The organism is Cryobacterium roopkundense (assembly GCF_014200405.1).
Classification (GTDB): Bacteria; Actinomycetota; Actinomycetes; order Actinomycetales; family Microbacteriaceae; genus Cryobacterium; species Cryobacterium roopkundense.
Genome location: NZ_JACHBQ010000001.1, coordinates 810,922 through 827,624, shown reverse-complemented (window position 1 = coordinate 827,624; position 16,703 = coordinate 810,922). Strand labels below are relative to the sequence as shown.

At 67.2% G+C, this 16,703-nt stretch carries 14 protein-coding genes; 9 read left to right on the top strand and 5 right to left on the bottom strand.

The genetic code is table 11. The features are described from left to right. Window positions 1–182: 182 nt before the first annotated feature. Window positions 183–1,556, bottom strand: coding sequence for a M50 family metallopeptidase (locus BJ997_RS03885; protein WP_035836396.1), 1,374 nt, complete (start codon window positions 1,554–1,556; stop codon window positions 183–185). 95 nt (window positions 1,557–1,651) lie between these two features. Here BJ997_RS03885 and BJ997_RS03880 point away from each other — a divergent pair, with 95 nt between their 5' ends. The 3 genes from BJ997_RS03880 to BJ997_RS03870 all read left to right on the top strand — a co-directional run bounded on the left by BJ997_RS03880 (window position 1,652) and on the right by BJ997_RS03870 (window position 4,372). After that, window positions 1,652–2,926: a serine/threonine-protein kinase gene (locus tag BJ997_RS03880; protein ID WP_338080937.1), complete on the top strand. Its 1,275-nt coding sequence runs from the start codon at window positions 1,652–1,654 to the stop codon at window positions 2,924–2,926. After that, a complete protein-coding gene (locus tag BJ997_RS03875; protein ID WP_052542184.1) occupies window positions 2,923–3,396 on the top strand; it encodes a hypothetical protein in 474 nt (157 codons plus the stop codon). Before BJ997_RS03880 ends, BJ997_RS03875 begins: the two co-directional genes overlap by 4 nt. Before the next feature lie 61 nt (window positions 3,397–3,457). Beyond that, window positions 3,458–4,372: an NAD(P)-binding domain-containing protein gene (locus BJ997_RS03870; protein ID WP_035836399.1), complete on the top strand. Its 915-nt coding sequence runs from the start codon at window positions 3,458–3,460 to the stop codon at window positions 4,370–4,372. An 8-nt stretch (window positions 4,373–4,380) separates the two neighbouring features. Here BJ997_RS03870 and dxr read toward each other — a convergent pair whose 3' ends face one another. Then, entirely contained in the window at window positions 4,381–5,460 is a 1,080-nt protein-coding gene (gene dxr, locus BJ997_RS03865) for a 1-deoxy-D-xylulose-5-phosphate reductoisomerase (protein WP_035836400.1), read from the bottom strand. Between the two features lie 44 nt (window positions 5,461–5,504). On the opposite strand from dxr, the gene BJ997_RS03860 reads away from it, so the two are divergent. The 3 genes from BJ997_RS03860 (at window position 5,505) to BJ997_RS03850 (ending at window position 8,254) form a co-directional block, all read left to right on the top strand. After that, a complete protein-coding gene (locus BJ997_RS03860; protein WP_035836401.1) occupies window positions 5,505–6,287 on the top strand; it encodes a lysophospholipid acyltransferase family protein in 783 nt (260 codons plus the stop codon). A gap of 42 nt (window positions 6,288–6,329) precedes the next feature. Beyond that, entirely contained in the window at window positions 6,330–7,679 is a 1,350-nt protein-coding gene (locus tag BJ997_RS03855; protein WP_035836402.1) for an aminotransferase class III-fold pyridoxal phosphate-dependent enzyme, read from the top strand. Between the two features lie 107 nt (window positions 7,680–7,786). Continuing rightward, a complete protein-coding gene (locus BJ997_RS03850) occupies window positions 7,787–8,254 on the top strand; it encodes an SRPBCC family protein (protein WP_035836404.1) in 468 nt (155 codons plus the stop codon). 326 nt (window positions 8,255–8,580) lie between these two features. On the opposite strand, the gene BJ997_RS03845 is transcribed toward BJ997_RS03850, so the two are convergent. After that, window positions 8,581–9,066: an OsmC family protein gene (locus BJ997_RS03845; RefSeq protein ID WP_035836405.1), complete on the bottom strand. Its 486-nt coding sequence runs from the start codon at window positions 9,064–9,066 to the stop codon at window positions 8,581–8,583. A gap of 78 nt (window positions 9,067–9,144) precedes the next feature. On the opposite strand from BJ997_RS03845, the gene gabT reads away from it, so the two are divergent. Both gabT and BJ997_RS03835 read left to right on the top strand, forming a co-directional pair. Then, window positions 9,145–10,512: a 4-aminobutyrate--2-oxoglutarate transaminase gene (gene gabT / locus BJ997_RS03840; RefSeq protein WP_035836406.1), complete on the top strand. Its 1,368-nt coding sequence runs from the start codon at window positions 9,145–9,147 to the stop codon at window positions 10,510–10,512. Window positions 10,513–10,594: 82 nt separating this feature from the next. Continuing rightward, the gene (locus BJ997_RS03835) at window positions 10,595–11,587 is read left to right on the top strand and encodes an asparaginase (RefSeq protein ID WP_035836407.1); all 993 of its coding nucleotides are present in this window, start codon (window positions 10,595–10,597) and stop codon (window positions 11,585–11,587) included. On the opposite strand, the gene BJ997_RS03830 is transcribed toward BJ997_RS03835, so the two are convergent. Continuing rightward, the gene (locus BJ997_RS03830; RefSeq protein WP_084141181.1) at window positions 11,538–12,482 is read right to left on the bottom strand and encodes a diacylglycerol/lipid kinase family protein; all 945 of its coding nucleotides are present in this window, start codon (window positions 12,480–12,482) and stop codon (window positions 11,538–11,540) included. The two genes, BJ997_RS03835 and BJ997_RS03830, sit on opposite strands and share 50 nt — an antisense overlap. A gap of 87 nt (window positions 12,483–12,569) precedes the next feature. On the opposite strand from BJ997_RS03830, the gene ald reads away from it, so the two are divergent. Continuing rightward, complete coding sequence (gene ald / locus BJ997_RS03825) at window positions 12,570–13,685, top strand: alanine dehydrogenase (RefSeq protein WP_035836408.1); 1,116 nt, start codon at window positions 12,570–12,572, stop codon at window positions 13,683–13,685. A gap of 1 nt (window position 13,686) precedes the next feature. Here the strand turns inward: ald and BJ997_RS03820 are convergent, their stop codons facing one another. Then, a complete protein-coding gene (locus BJ997_RS03820) occupies window positions 13,687–16,539 on the bottom strand; it encodes an FtsK/SpoIIIE domain-containing protein (protein ID WP_152602159.1) in 2,853 nt (950 codons plus the stop codon). Window positions 16,540–16,703: the final 164 nt, after the last annotated feature.

Below are 16,703 nucleotides of genomic sequence, written 5' to 3'. Positions count from 1 at the left end.
ATTTCTCCGGAGTGGCACGATAGTGGGTCGAAAAGCACCGGCGGGGACGCTTGCGAGGGCCAGCCATGCTGCCCGGGGGTCACTGGAGCGATCCAGTTGACCCACATGCGGCGGTAGGCGAGTGCGCCCAGGGTCAGAGCGACCACCCCGATGCCGAGCAGTGGCCAATTCACCCGAACGTGCTAGCCGAAGAGGTTGACGGGCTTCACGATGTCGGCATACATGAGCAGCAGGCTCATGCCGCCGAGCAGGACAACCACCGCGAGGGTAAGCGGCATCAGCTTGGCCATGTCGACGGGGCCCGGTTCCGGCCGTTTGAACAACTTCGAGAAGGCCCGACGGATGCCTTCCCAGAGCGCGCCGGCGATATGGCCGCCGTCAAGCGGCAGCAGCGGCACCAGGTTGAACACGAACAGCGCGATGTTGACCGAACCGAGGATGCCGAGCATGCTCGCGATCTTGCTCTCGACCGGGATGGTGTCGATGCTTGCGATCTCCCCCGCGACCCGGCCGACTCCGACCATGCTCATGGGCCCGTTGGGGTCGCGCTCGCCCGGTCCGAAGGCGGCGTTGGCCACGTCGACGAGACGTTGCGGCAGGTGGATGATGATAGCCGCGGTGGAGGCGATGGTCTCGCCGACGGCCGGCATCACAGCGGTGGCGGGCTGGCGCACCATTTCGCTCGCGGCGCCGATTCCGACGAAGCCGACCTGCTCGGTCTGGGTCGTCGGCTGGCCGTCGGCACCCAGGACGAAGCGCTCGGTGAGCTTCGGTGTGAGGGTCAGGCTCTGCTCGGTACCGTCACGGTCTACGACGAGCTGAAGTACCGTGCCCGGAGCCTCGCGGATGATCTGTGTGGACTGGCTCCAACTCGTGATCGCGGTGCCGTCGATGCTCACGAGGCGGTCACCGGGCTGGAGTCCGGCCGCTGCGCCGGGCGCGGCCTCGTCGCCGGGCTGGCACGTCTGGCGATCACTTGTCGCAGGCAGCGCACAGGCAGAGACGCTTCCGACTGTGGTGCTCGTCTGGGGACTGCCGAATCCCATCAGCAGAATGGAAAACATGACAATGGCGATGAGAAGGTTCATCGTGGGTCCGCCGAGCATGATGATGATGCGCTTGTAAACGGGAAGCCTGTAGAACGCGCGGTGGTCTTCGCCCTCGCCGATGGTGTCGGCGCTCGCCTGGCGGGCATCGTCCGCCATGGTGGACATCGCGTTGGAGCGCTTGCTCGTCGCGTCTTTCTCGGGAGCGCCCTCCTGCACGAGCGTGTCGAAGAATCCGGTGCTCGCACTGTGCACGACACCGTCCTTCTTCGGCGGAAACATGCCGATCATGGAGATGTAACCGCCGAGGGGCAGGGCCTTGAAACCGTACTCGGTTTCGCCCTTCTTCTTGGACCAGAGGGTCGGTCCGAAGCCGATCATGTACTGCGTGACCTTGACGCCGAAGAGCTTGGCCGGCACCAGGTGGCCGATTTCGTGCAGGCCAATAGACAGCGCGAGGCCGACGACGATGATGGCTACGCCGAGTATGAAGAGCAGTACAGGTTCCACTGTAGTAGAATAACTGTCCCAAGCTGCAAAGCGGCTGGTCGTTTACTGCGCGTCTCGCCGCTTCCCTGCTCGTATGGTTTGCTTAATGGCAGTCACTGGGGGTTCACCTGTCTACGCAACACACCGTCGGTCCGCTTGGCCTGCTCCTCGCCGACCGCTTCCGCCTCGACCGCCTCGTGGGCACCGGGGGCATGGCGTCGGTCTACCAGGCCACCGACATGTCGCTCGGCCGAACCGTGGCCGTCAAACTCTTTCGCTCCGACAGCATGGACACCGCGGACCCCGAGCGGCAGAGCGGAGAGATCGCCCTGCTCGCGAGCCTCAACCACTTCGGGCTCGTGACGCTCTTCGATGCCGGATCCGCCCAGGTCAACGGCATGCCGCGCACATTCATCGTGATGGAGTTCGTGGACGGAGCCGATCTGCGCACCCGCCTCGCCGAGGGCCCGATCGACACGCGTGACCTCGCCGACATGGGTGCAGACCTCGCGGAGGCGCTGCACTACGTGCACGAGAAAGGCATCATTCACCGGGACATCAAACCCGCAAATGTGCTGCTCTCACCCTCCGGATTCCCCGGCCGAGCCATGCACGCCAAGCTCGCCGACTTCGGTATCGCCCGGCTGCTCGATGAAACCCGGCTCACCGCCACCGGGGCAACCCTCGGCACCGCGAGTTATCTCAGCCCGGAACAGGCCCTCGGCACCGCGCTCGGACCGCCGACGGATGTCTACTCGCTCGGTCTCGTGCTGCTGGAGTGCCTCACCGGCGAGCGCGCCTACCCCGGAACCGCCATCGAATCGGCGATGGCCCGGCTGCAGCGCCAGCCCGAAATTCCCGCCGCCGTGAGCGAGGGCTGGTCTGGCCTGCTGACGGCCATGACCAGCCGCGAGCCCGCAGACCGCCCCACCGCGTCGGCGGCCGCGGTCGTTCTGCGCACCCTGGTGGCGGAAAACGCTGGCGAAGCCGTGCCGACCGCCGCGCTGCTCGTTGATCTGGCCGCCGAAACCGCCCTCGCAACGGCGCTGCTTCCCGAGCAAGCGGATGCCGCCACCCGGCTGATGCCCACCGACGCACTCGCCGAGCCCACCGTGGCCGGAGCAGCACCGCGGGTGACGGGCGACGAGGCCACGACGGTTCTGCCCCTCGGGGGTCTGGGGCCGCAGGAGCAACCCGAACGCCGGGGGCGCACGCCACGGGCAAAGCGGGCACTCCTGGCATCCGTTGTCATTGCCGCGTCCCTTATCGTGCTCGCGATCGTGCTGCTCAACCGGCCGAGCGCGCCGGAGGCTGTTCCCCCCACATACCCCGCCGTGGACGGCACCCTCGGCACACATCTGCAGCAGCTCCAGGAAAGTGTGAACCCATGATGCGCATCTGCTCACGCCTGGCCGTCGCCGTCGCCGCCTGCGCGATGACCGCGCTCCTGCTCGCGGGATGCGCCGGCAAGCCCCCGGCACTGGAGCCGACCACCGCCGAGCAGTTGCAGGCAGACGTGCTCGGGGTGACCGAGGCGGCCGCCGCCGGTGACCTGGTCCAGGCACGATCAGAACTCTCGCACGCCGAGGCCAACCTCCGCACGGCAGCCGCATCGGGCCAGGTGGCACCGGAGCGATCCGCCGAGATTCAGGCGGCAATCAACCTGGTATCGGCCGATTTGTCGACCGCAATCGATGCCGCCGAAGCCCAGGCGGCGTCCGCTGCCCGGGACCTGGCGGAAGCAGAGGCCGCGCAAGCCGACGCTGACGCCAAGCAGGCGGCTGAAGACGCCAAGCAGGCCGAGGAAGACGCCAAAGACAATCAAAACAAGGATTGCAAGGGGAAAGACTGCGACGACTAGCGCTCACAGCGAAGACCGGGCACACTGACGGCACGCCCCCTCACCGTCGTGAAAGGAACCAGTGACCCAGCACCTCGTGGTAGGAGCCGGCCATATCGGCCGTCCCCTGGCAGAACGCCTCGCCTCTCGCGGCGATACCGTCACGATCGCAACACGGTCGGGTTCGCCGGCAGCCGGGGCCACCTCCCTCGTGTTCAACGCGAGTGACCCGGAGGCCTTCGCCAGGGCGGCCTTCGGCGCCGACACGATATTTCTGTGCACGAATCCGCCGTATACGGACTGGGCCGCGCAGTGGCCGCCAATTTTCGACGCGGCGATGCACGCGGCATCCGTTTCGGGCGCCGGTCTCGTCGTAATGGGAAACCTCTATCCCTACGGGCCCCCGACCCGACCCATGACGGAGCGTTCCCCCGAGCTGACGACGGAGAAGAAGGGCATGATTCGCCGCGACGGCTGGGCGAAGCTGCGTGCTGCGAACGATCGCGGCGATATCCGAGCGGTCGAGGTGCGCGCGAGCGACTATTTCGGGCCTGGCGTGGCCGGCACCGCACACCTCGGCGACACGTACTTCCACGCCATCCTTCGGTCGAAGTCGGCACACGTGGTGGGCAAACCGGGCGTCGCGCACAGCTGGAGCTACCTGCCCGACATCGTGTCGACCCTGATTCTGGCCGCCGACTACCCGGATGCGTGGGGACGCGTCTGGCATGTGCCAAGCGCCACCTTCAGCCGCGATGAGATCGCTGCGCAGCTCAACGAGCATGACGGCACCCGCGGAACGATCGCCGCCTACCCGCAGTGGATGCTGCGGGGAGTGGGGGCGCTCAACCCGATGATGCGCGAGATTTGGGCGTCGAGTTACCAGTTCCGGATGCCGTTCGTGATTGACTCCGCCGAGACGGAGCAGATGCTCGGAGCTTCCGCGACTCCGTGGCCAGAGGCTCTGTTTACGACCGCCGACAGCTACCGGATGTGACTCGCGCCCTACCCCGCGATGATCTTGTCGGCAGCGGCGCGCGCCCAGGTCTCAGCGCTCGCGAGTGATTCGCGGGTGAGTGGACCGTCTTGCTCGTGGGATTCCACCACACGCAACACCGTGTCGACGATGGCGAGGAAGCCGATCTGTCCGGCGTGGAATGCCGCGACCGCCTGCTCGTTCGCGGCGTTGAAGACGGCCGGGTAGCTGCCGCCGGCGCGTCCCACGCGTTTGGCGAGGTCAACGGCGGGGAATGCCGAGTCGTCGAGGGGCTCGAAGGTCCAGGTGTGGGCCACCGACCAGTCCATCGGCGTGCCTACCGAGGCCACCCGGTTCGGCCAGTCCAGGCCCAGCGAGATGGGGAGGCGCATGTCCGGTGGTGAGGCCTGGGCGATTGTCGATCCGTCGATGAATTCCACCATGGAATGCACGAGCGACTGCGGGTGCACGACCACGTCGATGCGGTCGTACGGCACGTCGAAGAGCAGGTGCGCCTCGATGATCTCGAGCCCCTTGTTCACGAGCGTCGCCGAGTTGGTAGTGATCACGAGGCCCATGTCCCAGGTGGGATGGTTGAGCGCTTCCCTGGGCGTCACCGCGGTGAGCTGCTCACGAGTGCGCCCGCGGAACGGACCGCCGGATGCCGTGAGCACAAGGCGCCGCACCTCATCCGCTGTACCGGATCGCAGCGCCTGGGCGATCGCGGAGTGCTCCGAGTCGACCGGCACGATCTGCCCGGGTGCCGCCAGGTTCTTCACGAGGTCGCCGCCCACGATGAGTGACTCCTTGTTGGCCAGGGCGAGGGTGCGCCCGGCCTTGAGCGCCGCGAGGGTCGGGCCGAGGCCGACCGAGCCGGTGATGCCGTTGAGCACGACATCGGCGTCGACGTCGCGCACCAGTTGCTCGGCCTCGTCGGCACCGAGCGCGGTGTCATCAACGTGGAAGTCAGCCGCCTGTTGATCAAGCAGTTCACGGTTGCGTCCGGCAGACAGGCCGACCACCTCAAACCTGGTCGGATTGGCCTTGATCACGTCGAGGGCCTGCGTACCGATGGAACCGGTGGACCCGAGGATAATTACTCTGCGCACGCCTCCATGCTAGGTGCAGGTGCCGGGCAGAGTATGGTCGACCAGTGACCGGTGCCGATGAAGAACCCCAGGACGACGCTGCAGTCGTCTCCCCCCAGCGAACCAAACGTCCCGGATTTGTGTACTTTCTCGGCTACGGGATCATGGCGCCGATCGCGCGATTGGTCTTTCGGCCGACGCTCACCGGGCGCGAGAACGTTCCCAAGACCGGTCCGGTCATCTTCGCGAGCAACCACCTGTCGTTCATCGACAGCATCGTCATTCCGCTGATGTCGCCGCGGCACGTGCAGTTCCTCGCCAAATCAACCTATTTCACGGGCACCGGCTTTAAGGGTTGGGTGTCGCGCACATTCTTCACCTCGATTGGGGCCGTGGGCGTGGAACGCGGGGCCGGGCAGGCCGCGCAGGTCGCGCTCGACGCGGGCCGGGGCATCCTCGAAGCCGAGAGCGCCTTTGCCATCTACCCCGAGGGCACCCGCTCGCTCGACGGTCGCCTGTATCGGGGTCGCACGGGTGTGGCCTGGCTCGCTCTCACCACGGGTGCTGTCGTGGTACCCGTGGGCCTCATCGGCACTCAGGAGATCATGCCGGTGGGCTCCAAACGCCCACGCATCCGTAAGTTCACCGTGGCATTCGGGGAACCGCTCGATCTGAGCGGCCACGGCTCCGCCGACTCGGGCAAGGCCCGCCGACAGGCAACGGATGAGATCATGGCAGCCATTCACGGACTCTCTGGTCAGGAGCTGGCCAAGACCTACAACGAATCCCCGCCGGCCGGCACCCTGCATCGGCTCGCCGACAAGGTCTTTCCCCGCGAACGGGTGTAGCGCACGGTCATCGGACTCAGCCGACGGTCATAGGCTGGAGAGATGACTGCCTCCTATTCGGTCCCCCAGCAACGCAAACTCGTCACCGCTCTTCCCGGCCCCCGGTCGGTTGAGCTCCAGAAGCGCCGGGAGCGAACCGTCGCCCGCGGCGCCGGAACACTCGCCAACATCTACATGGATCACGGCGCCGGCGCGATACTCGTCGACGTCGATGGCAATCAGATCATCGACCTCGGCTGCGGCATCGGTGTCACGACAGTCGGCCACGCCCACCCGGATGTCGCCGCCGCGGCATCCGCTCAGGCCGCCAAGCTCACGCACACGCTCTTCACCGTCACCCCGTACGAAAACTACGTGAAGGTCGCCGAAAAGCTCGCCGAGATCACCCCCGGCGACTTTGAGAAGCGCTCGATCCTCGTGAACACCGGCGCAGAGGCCGTGGAGAACGCGGTGAAGATCGCCCGCAAGTTCACCGGCCGTCGCGCCATCGTGGCCCTCGACCACGCGTTCCACGGTCGCACCAACCTCACCATGGCCATGACCTACCGGCCGTGGCCGGAACGCGCCGGGATGGGACCGTTCCCGGGCGAGATCTACAGCGTGCCCACGAGCTACCCTTACCACGATGGGCTCTCAGGCCTCGAGGCCGCCGAGAAGACGATCGATTACATTACGACTCACATCGGCGCCACCGAGATCGCCGCGTTCTTTGTCGAGCCGATCCAGGGCGATGGCGGCATCGTCATTCCCGCACCCGGCTACTTCGCGCGCCTGCGCGAATTCTGCACCGAGAACGGCATCGTGTTCGTCGCCGACGAGATCCAGGCGGGTATCGCCCGCACTGGCGTCTGGTACTCGATCGAACACCACGACGTTGTTCCCGACTTGGTAACCACGGCTAAGGGCATCGCCGGCGGCTTCCCGCTCGCCGCCGTCACCGGCCGCGCCGACATCATGGATTCCGTGCAGCCCGGCGGCGTCGGCGGCACCTTCGGCGGCAACCCGGTGTCGACTGCCGCGGCCCTCGCCGTGTTCAACCTGATCGAGCGCGACAACCTCCTCGCCGAAGCACAGCGGGTGGAAAAGACGCTGCAGGCGCGCATCGGCGGCTGGGCAGAAAAGTATTCCGTGGTCGGAGATGTTCGCGGCAAGGGCGCGATGTTCGGTGTGGAGCTGGTGCACCCCGGCACGAAGAAGCCCTACCCCGAGGCACTCACGGCGGTGATCAAACACGCGACCAGCAACGGAGTGATCGTGCTCGACGCCGGCAGCTGGGACTCCGTGCTGCGCATCATGCCGTCGGTCGTCATCTCCGACGAGCTGATCGACGACGCCGCCACTGTGATCGAAGAGGCCCTCGCGGCCCTGGTGGCTGCGTACCCGACCGCGTAGTAGGCGCCAAGCCCCGCCTCGAGTCGCCCAATCGGGCGACTCGAGGCGGGGCGCTTTCGTTCAGATCTGCACTGGCCGCTGGCACGATCCAGGAGTAGAACAGCACCATGAAGAAGCTGCACTTCACTGTAGACGTCGACGCCCCGGCCCGCCACGTGTGGGCAACGATGCTCGACGAGACCACGTATCGCGAGTGGACAGGAGCGTTCAACTCCGATTCCAACTCGGATTCGCACTTTGAGGGCACGTGGGAGGTGGGCGACACGATCCGCTTCGTCGGTCTCGATAGCACGGGTTCCGTCGGGGGCATGATCGCCACGGTTGTCGACAACCGCCCAGGTGAATTCGTCTCGCTGGAGTACGTCGGCCAGGTGCTCGACGGCGTCGACGACACCACGAGCGAGATTGCCCGGGCCATTACCGGAACGCACGAGCTCTACTCGTTCACAGAGATCAACTCCGGCACGAGGGTCACGGTGAACGTGGATAGTCTCGACGAACTCGCCTCGATGTTCACGGAACTGTGGCTGCTGGCCCTCGCCCGCCTCAAAGACCTCGCCGAGCTCACGTCTTAGCCTCTGGCGGGTCGCGGCGTCCTGACGCGCCCATTGATCGCGACAAGCCGCCCCTCCCCCCGGTCGAGGAGCGAGCATCTCTAGCTAGTGCGGCCTTTTGCGCCGGAGTGGATCAGCGGCGCGCGGGACCCGCTGGTCGAGGCGCGACGAAGGACCGATCGAGACCGCGCGACCCGACTCTCGAGACTCGGCTCACCGGGTCTCGAGACACGCCGTAGACGGCGTTCCTCGACCAGCGAAAGGGGCGAAACCACGGCGCGTTCCCCATCCCCGAGCTGCCGAAGGCCGCACCCTGCTGCGACTGTGACCAACCACCGAGCGTGCCGTCAGCCCGCGACAGTGACGGGCTCGTGTCCCACGGGAAAGTTGACGGACGACGCGATGAAACATTCGCGGGCGGCCTCGGCGTGCAGTGACTGCGCGAAATCGACCTGGTCAGGGTCAGCGATCGTCACGCGCGGTCGCAGCGTGACCGAGGTGAAGTGGCCACCACCCCCGGCGACCTGTTTCATGGTGCCGATCGGAGCATCCGTGTAGGCCGTCACGGTGACCCCGTTGCGGGCGGCCACGTGCAGGTACGACAAGAGGTGGCACTGGCTGAGCGCCGCGAGCAGCAGCTCCTCGGGATTCCAGCGGTCATTGTCGCCGTGGAATGTCGGGTCCGACGAACCCCTGATCGGTTCCTTCTCAGCGGATGCCCGCCCCGCCGGCGAAATCACATGCTCGCGCCCATAGGCCTTGTAGTGGCTCGTTCCGGTGCCACGGTTGCCGGTCCAGTCGACCCGCACCGCATAATCGTGCACTCCGTTCATGCTTCTCCCTTGCCTCTACAAGATTCTTGCAGCCGAACTCAGGTGCAGCCCACACTCGGTCGGTAAAGTGGAAGCATCATGACTGACATCCTTACGCCTGCCTCCGTTTCGCCCGCCTACACCGTTCCCCAGGAGCGCAAGATCGTGACCGCGATTCCCGGTCCGAAGTCGGCCGAGCTGCATGCGCGACGTCTGGCCGTGGTGTCGAGCGGCGTCAACTCCATGCTGCCCGTCTACATTGCGAAGGCGAACGGGGCGATCGTCGTCGACGTCGACGGCAACCAGTTCATCGACCTCGGAGCCGGCATCGGCGTGACCACAATCGGGCACACGCAGTCGAGCGTCGTCGCCGCCGCCGTGGCACAGACCGAGGAATTCATTCACACCCTCTTCACCGTGACCCCGTACGAGGAGTACGTGCGCGTCGCCGAACTCCTCGCCGAGCACACCCCCGGTGACTTCCCCAAGAAGTCGGTCCTCATCAACTCCGGTGCAGAGGCCGTGGAGAACGGCGTGAAGATCGCCCGCAAGTACACCGGCCGCCGTGCCGTCGCCGTGCTCGACCACGCCTACCACGGCCGCACCGTGCTGACCATGGCCATGAACTACAAGGCCGCCCCCTACGCCACCGGCTACGGCCCCCTCGCGAGCGATGTGTACCACGCTCCGAGCTCGTACCCGTATCACGACGGCCTCAGTGGAGCGGATGCCGCGGCTCGCACCATCGCGTACCTCGAGAAGGTCATCGGCGCGTCAGACCTGGCCTGCCTCGTGGTCGAGCCCATCCAGGGCGAGGGTGGCTTCATGGTGCCGGCCGACGGCTTCCTGCCCGCCCTGCAGGTCTGGTGCACCGAGAACGGCGTCGTCATGATCGCCGACGAAATTCAGAGCGGCATGGGCCGCACCGGAAAGTACTTCGCGAGCGAGCACTTCGGCTGGATCCCCGACCTCGTGCTCTCGGCCAAGGGAATCGCGGGCGGTTTCCCACTCGCCGCCGTCACCGGCCGCGCTGAAATTCTGGACGCCTCCCAGCCCGGCGGCCTCGGCGGCACCTTCGGTGGAAACCCGGTCTCGTGTGCGGCTGCCGTCGCCGTGTTCGAAGCAATCGAGGCAAACAACCTGCTCGCCGAGGGCTTGCGCATCGGCGAGAGCCTGATCTCGGCCCTCACCACCTTGAAGAACAAGTACGACATCATCGGAGAAATCCGCGGCCGCGGGGCGATGATCGCGATCGAGCTCGTGGCGTCTGGCACCGGTGCCACCACGAAGGTACCGAACGCCGCCGCTGTCTCCGCCATTTCGGCCTACGCCGCCGCACACGGCGTCCTGCTGCTCACCGCGGGCACCTACGGCAACGTGCTGCGTTTCCTACCGAGCCTCGCGCTGACCGACGCGCTCATCGCGGACGCCCTCTCGGTCATCGACGACGCCATGGCAGCACTGTAGTTCCTGGCCACAACCGCGGCGCGACCACATGTGCCGAGCACGCACCACGGAGTACGCATTGATAATCACAGGGAGCACGACCGTGTCAGAAACCTTCACCACGACCGATGCGGTCGAGCTCGCTGTCGTCGAACGCAGCGGCTTCATCGAATCCCGCCACTCCGGGTCTGCCGTGGTGCTCGGCGCCAACGGCGAGGTGCTCCGTGCGCTCGGCGACATCGAAACCCCCATCTTTCCGCGTTCGGCCATGAAGCCGTTCCAGGCCATCGCCGTCATGTCGAGCGGCGTGACCCTGCGCGGCGAGGACGCGGCGATCGCCACCGCGAGTCACAGCGGCACCCAGAAGCACACCGACCTCGTGCGCGGGCTGCTCGCGCGGGCCGGCATCACGGAGGCCGCCCTGGGCTGCCCGACCGCCTGGCCGATCGACTCGGCCTCCCGCGACGCGCTCGTGCGTCTCGGCGCCGGCAAGTCCCAGGTGAACATGGAGTGCTCAGGAAAGCACGCCGCAATGCTCGTAGCGTGCGTGCAGAACGGCTGGGCTCTCACGGGCTACCTTGAGCCTGAGCATCCGCTGCAGAAGCGTATCCTCGACGTCGTCGAGCGCTTCACCGGTGAACGCCCCACAGCCTCGGGGATCGACGGCTGCGGCGCCCCTGTGCACGCGCTCTCGCTCACCGGGCTGGCTCGCGGCATCGCCCGCATCGCCACGTCCAAGTCGAACTCCCCGTTCGCCATCTACCGCGAGGCCGGCTTCCTCGCCGAGGCCGTGCGCGAAAACGGCTGGGTCATCGCCGGCCCCGGTCTGTCCGACAGCATCGTGATCGACAGGCTCGGCCTCTTCATGAAGGGCGGCGCCGAAGGCATCATGGTGGCCTCGGCCGAGAACGGCGTGACCGTGGCCCTCAAGATCCTCGACGGCAACCTGCGAGCCGCCGCCATCGTGGCCCTGAGCCTCCTCGCCGACGCCGGCGCGATCGCCCGAGCGGATGTCGACGCTCTGCTCCCCGAACTCGGCCTCGTCGTCACCGGTGGCGGCCAGCCGGTGGGCTCGATCCGCCCGAGCTACACGTAGGCAGCCCGAGCCCTACACGCACGGCGTTAGGGAACGAGCACCTTGAGGGCCCCGCGAGCATGCGCGCGGTCACGGGTAGCGCGCCGATCCGATCGCCGTCGGCATAGGCGGCGAGCGCTCCCACCGACGCGATCGTGATCTCCCGCCCGGTGGCCTCTGTAACCTCGTCGAGGGTGACGTGCGACCCGTCATAGGCCATGCGCAAAGCCTTCAGCAGCCGTAGTCGCCCGGCTTCCCCGATGATCACCACGTTGAGCAGCCCGTCGTCGGCCCGAGCCGTGGGCGCAACGTGCATGCCGGAACCGTAATATCCCGAATTGGCCACGACGACGGTGTGGGCTTCGACAACGCGATCGACCCCGTCGACACAGATCCAGTACCGCGTCGATCGATGAGTCGCGATGGCGCGGATGGCCGCAAACGGGTACTGCAGTCTCGACGGAAGCCAGTGCGCCCTGTTCACGAGCTCGGATGTGAGTGAGTCGATTCCCGCGTAGACGCTGCCGACCACGATCTGCCCGTTGACGTCGATCACGTCGACAGGCTTCACCTGACCGTCCAGAAGCACACGCACGACCTCTGGCACACCGGACGGCACCCCCAACTGGCGGGCGAAGTCGTTGCCGCGGCCGATCGGAACGAGACCGAGCGTGCCTCCTTCGCGAACGACCATGCCCGCGAGGGACCCGACAGTGCCATCGCCGCCGACGGCCACGATCACGGCATTCAGCCGGGCGGCGTGCGCAGCCAACCGGCACGCGTTGGCGGCGCTTTCCGTGACGCTGAGCACCGCATCGGCGCCCGCCTCCCGCAGCAGCCTCACGACCGAGGCCCCGGCCTGGCGGGTTGAGGAGCCGCCAGCGGCCGCGTTGACCAGAACGTGGAACGACCTCATACTCCGAGAATACCGGCGGCAGGGCTAGCCTTGTCATAGGCAGGAACAGCGTTGTTCCACGGCGATGCCGGGCCCACAAGGAGCACCATGAAGGTCGCGATTCCCACCGAGGTCAAGAACAACGAGTTTCGGGTGGCCATCACACCCGCCGGCGTGCACGAACTCATCTCGAACGGACACGAGGTACTCATCCAGGCCGGCGCCGGAGTCGGATCGACGATCCCCGACGAGGCCTACATTGCCGCGGGTGCCACGATCATGCCGGACGCCGCGAGCACCTGGGCCGCGGCCGACCTGCTGCTCAAGGTGAAGGAACCTGTGCAGAGCGAGTATTCCTACTTTCGCTCCGACCTCGTGCTCTTCACCTACCTGCACCTGGCCGCGGAACCCGAACTCACCCACGCCCTGCTCGCGGCCGGCGTCACCGCGATCGCCTACGAGACAGTGCAGCTTCCGTCCCGGGCACTCCCGTTGCTCGCTCCCATGAGCGAGGTCGCGGGCCGACTCGCTCCCATCGTGGGCGCCAACGTCATGCTCAAGCCAAACGGCGGTCCCGGCCTGCTCGTACCCGGCGTTCCGGGCACCCACCCGGCCAGGATCACGATTCTCGGCGGCGGGGTCGCCGGCACGGCCGCCATGCAGGTCTCCCTCGGACTCGGTGCCGACGTGACCGTGCTGGACACCAACCTGTTTCGCCTGCGCGAGCTCGATGCCCTGTACTTCGGCCGGGTGAAGACGATCGCCTCGAACAGTTTCGAAATCGCCAAGGCCGTGATGGAAGCCGATATGGTGATCGGTTCGGTGCTCATCCCCGGGGCCCGCGCGCCCAAACTCGTGAGCAACGACCTGGTTTCGCGCATGCGAGCCGGCAGCGTGCTCGTGGACATCGCGGTTGACCAAGGCGGATGTTTCGCCGACTCCCGTCCGACGACCCACGCCGACCCCACCTTCACCGTGCACCAGTCGCTGTTCTACTGCGTTGCGAACATGCCCGGAGCCGTTCCCAACACCTCCACGTACGCGTTGACAAACGCGACGCTCCCCTACGTTCGATCCATCGCGACCCTCGGCTGGAGGGACGCGCTGCGCTCGAATGCTCCACTGGCCGAGGGGCTCAATACGCACGCGGGCATGCTCGTGAGCGCCCCGGTGGCGAGCGCGCACGGCCTCGAACATCGGGCGGTGGCGGACGTCCTGACCTAGCTCAGACGACCGGCCCGCCCGGCAGCGAAGCCCGGGTGACCGTGCCGTCCGGGTGCAGGGCCCACACGTGCCCCCGACCAGGCGCAAGAGGAGGGGGCAGTTCCCTGCGACGTGAAACGACCCGAAAGTCTGCGAGGCTGCTGCCCTCGAACACGAGCGTGGCCCGCGTGCGCAGGGCGGCCAGAACGGCCCACTGAGTCTGCCAGGCCTCGGCGTCCCCCAGGACGATGACGGCGCCGCCGCCAGCCGTTACCTCCAGCCGTTCTCCACCGGAGAGCACCGGTTTTCCGGTGAGATCGACGATCTGGTTGTTGCCCCCGCCGGCCGAGCGCCACCGCGCGGCGGCTCCGGCAGACGCACGGGTGACCACCAACAGCGGATGCAGCGGTTCCGGACCCGCCGCGGGCGGCGCTTGCCTTGTGGGCACCGCAGCCCTGACGTCCGGGCAGAGTAGTTGCACGCGCAGCCCCCGCCAGCGGCCGCCGCCGGGTGGCAGTGTGGCATCGAACTGGGCAGCGGTGCCACCCGCCGCCTGGTGCTCCGCCGCGTTCGGCACACGCAGAATCAGCACGTTCTCGCAGGTGGCGGTGAGGTGTTGCAGAGCCCCGACAAGGCGTTGGACGCACACGACGACGAACAGCTGTGCCGCGGGGCCGTCGCGCAGCAGGGTGGTGAGCATGTCCAGGGCGTCCATGCGATGCTCGGGATCCCAGCGCGCACAGACCGCATCCAGGTCGTCGAGCAGGAGGACACGCGGTTGCGCGGGCACGGGGTCGCCCACGACCGGGCCGACGGACTCGAGTCGGCGGCAAGCCCGTGCGAGGGCATCCCACGTTCCTTCCACGTCCGCCGGGATGAGAGTGCACCGCGTATCAGTCGCGAGGCTCTGGAGCAGAGTCGACTTGCCGGAGCGGGCACCGCCCACCACGAGCAGGTGACCGTCTGTGGCCGGGTTCCAACGTGCCACCCTGTAGCGTTGCCGTTCCGGCTCATCGAGCAGCCCAAGCAATAAGCCGTCACCGTTCTCGTCATCGATCCCGGCTAGGTCGCTGCCCGTCACGAGCGGCGGGAGCGGATCCAGCCACGGGCGCCTGACGTGTGAGCTGCTCCCGGTCATCGCCGGTTCGGCCCTGTCGCTGGCGGCCCGAATGTCGACCTCTTCGGCGGTGGCAACCTGGCACAGCCGGGGCTCTTCCGAGGCGGCGGCGATCAGGCAGCGCCCGGGGATCTCTGCACTCAACTGGGCCGCGGCATCCGTTCCGATCACGGCCTGGCTGTCGGCGGCATTGTTCACCCGGAGCGAAACCCGCAGGCTGCAATTTGCCAGTAGTGCGTCGCGCACCACGCCAGCCGGCCGTTGGGTGCAGAGAATCAGGTGCATGCCCAAAGATCGGCCCCGCGCCGCGACGTCGACGAAGAGCGCATGCAGCTGGGGGAATACGTTGATCATGGTGGCGAACTCGTCCACCACGATGACTAGACGCGGCAGCGGGGTTGGCCCTGAGGCCACTCGCGGGTCCGCCACGTCGGTGGCTTGCGCAGCCCGCAGGATACGCTCTCGATACCGCAGCTCGGCCGACAGGCTCGCCAGCGTTCGGGCCGCCGCCTCGGCGTCGAGGTCGGTGATCAGCCCCACACAGTGCGGCAGGGCCGACAACGGTCGGAAGGCGACGCCGCCTTTGAAATCCACGAGGAGAAAGGTGACCTGGGCCGGCGAGTACGCGCCGGCGATCGAGGTCACCCAGGTGATGAGCAGCTCACTCTTTCCACTGCCTGTCGTGCCGCCTATGACTGCGTGCGGTCCCGCCCGCACGAGGTCGACGTGCACGTCCCCGCTCTCACCACGCCCGAGCACGCACGAGAGCCCGGCGGGTGCTCCCCCACTCGCGTCACCTGCGGCGGGGAACGTCAGTTCGGAGAAGGCGAGCGAGCGTGGCAGAGACGGGCCGCTTGCGAGCAGGCCGGCGCCACGCGCCTGTTGCCGGGCCTCGGCGGCGAAGCGGGCAGCCTCCTCGGCCGACACGAGTTCCGGTTGAAATTCAAGCCCGCCCGCGTGCACCGCTGACGCCAGTACGGTGGCGCGATGCGGGCCGTCTACACGCACGACCGTGCCGCACCCCGGGGGAAGGTCTTCCAACCGCTCGGCGGTCGTGATCGTCATGGTCGTGCTCGTTTCGCGATGATCAAGCCGAGCTGGTGACTGGACGGCACCGACAGAAGGCCGCCCGCATTCCCGGACCACGATGGCCTCGCACCGGCCGCTGAGAGTATGTGGCAGGCCCGCACTCCACGCCCAGCTCTCAGGCACGCTCCGGATCGCGACATCGGTTGGCGGCGATGCGAAGCACAGTTGCACGACGATTCCTCGCGCAAGCGCCCTCGTCAACGCTTCCGGTCCAACGATTCCGACGCCGGCACGAGCGTCCACGGCGATGGGGGCGTCCGTCAGGGTGCCCGCCCAGAGTCGAAGCTCCCGATGCTCAGCCGACTCGGCGGGGCCAGCGATGCGCAGATCGCTGCGCACGCATCCGAGACCCAGGGTGATAACCGTCGGCGCGGTATCCCGCCAGCGACCGGCACCGGTCGGTTCGGCCAGGATTGTCTTGACCGACGGGGTGCGCGTTCTGAGCGTTCTGCGCAGCAGGTCATGGCGTTCGGTCACGCTCGACCGCAGCACCCGGATGCCCTCGTCATATGTCGCACGCTCTGCCGCGCCGCGCTTTCTCTGGCTACGCCGCGTGTCACACATGCTCGCGACGGCGATCACGGGGCTCAGCACCGCGAAGATCAGCGCAAAGGCCGAGCCCGTGACGAACCAGATCGCCGCCGCCGCCACGAGTGGCGCGAGTGTCACGAGCAATGGAAAGGCCGCCGGTGGCGGTGGCACCGCCCTGATCGGCAGGCTGAGGGGTTCATCGGTGAGAATCACCCGACCAGCACACCACGCCGGGGCGCTTCCGTGTTCGGCGTCTGCCGAACTGTGCAGCACGTTCCTGCGGCAATCCCGGTGGAGGAGTG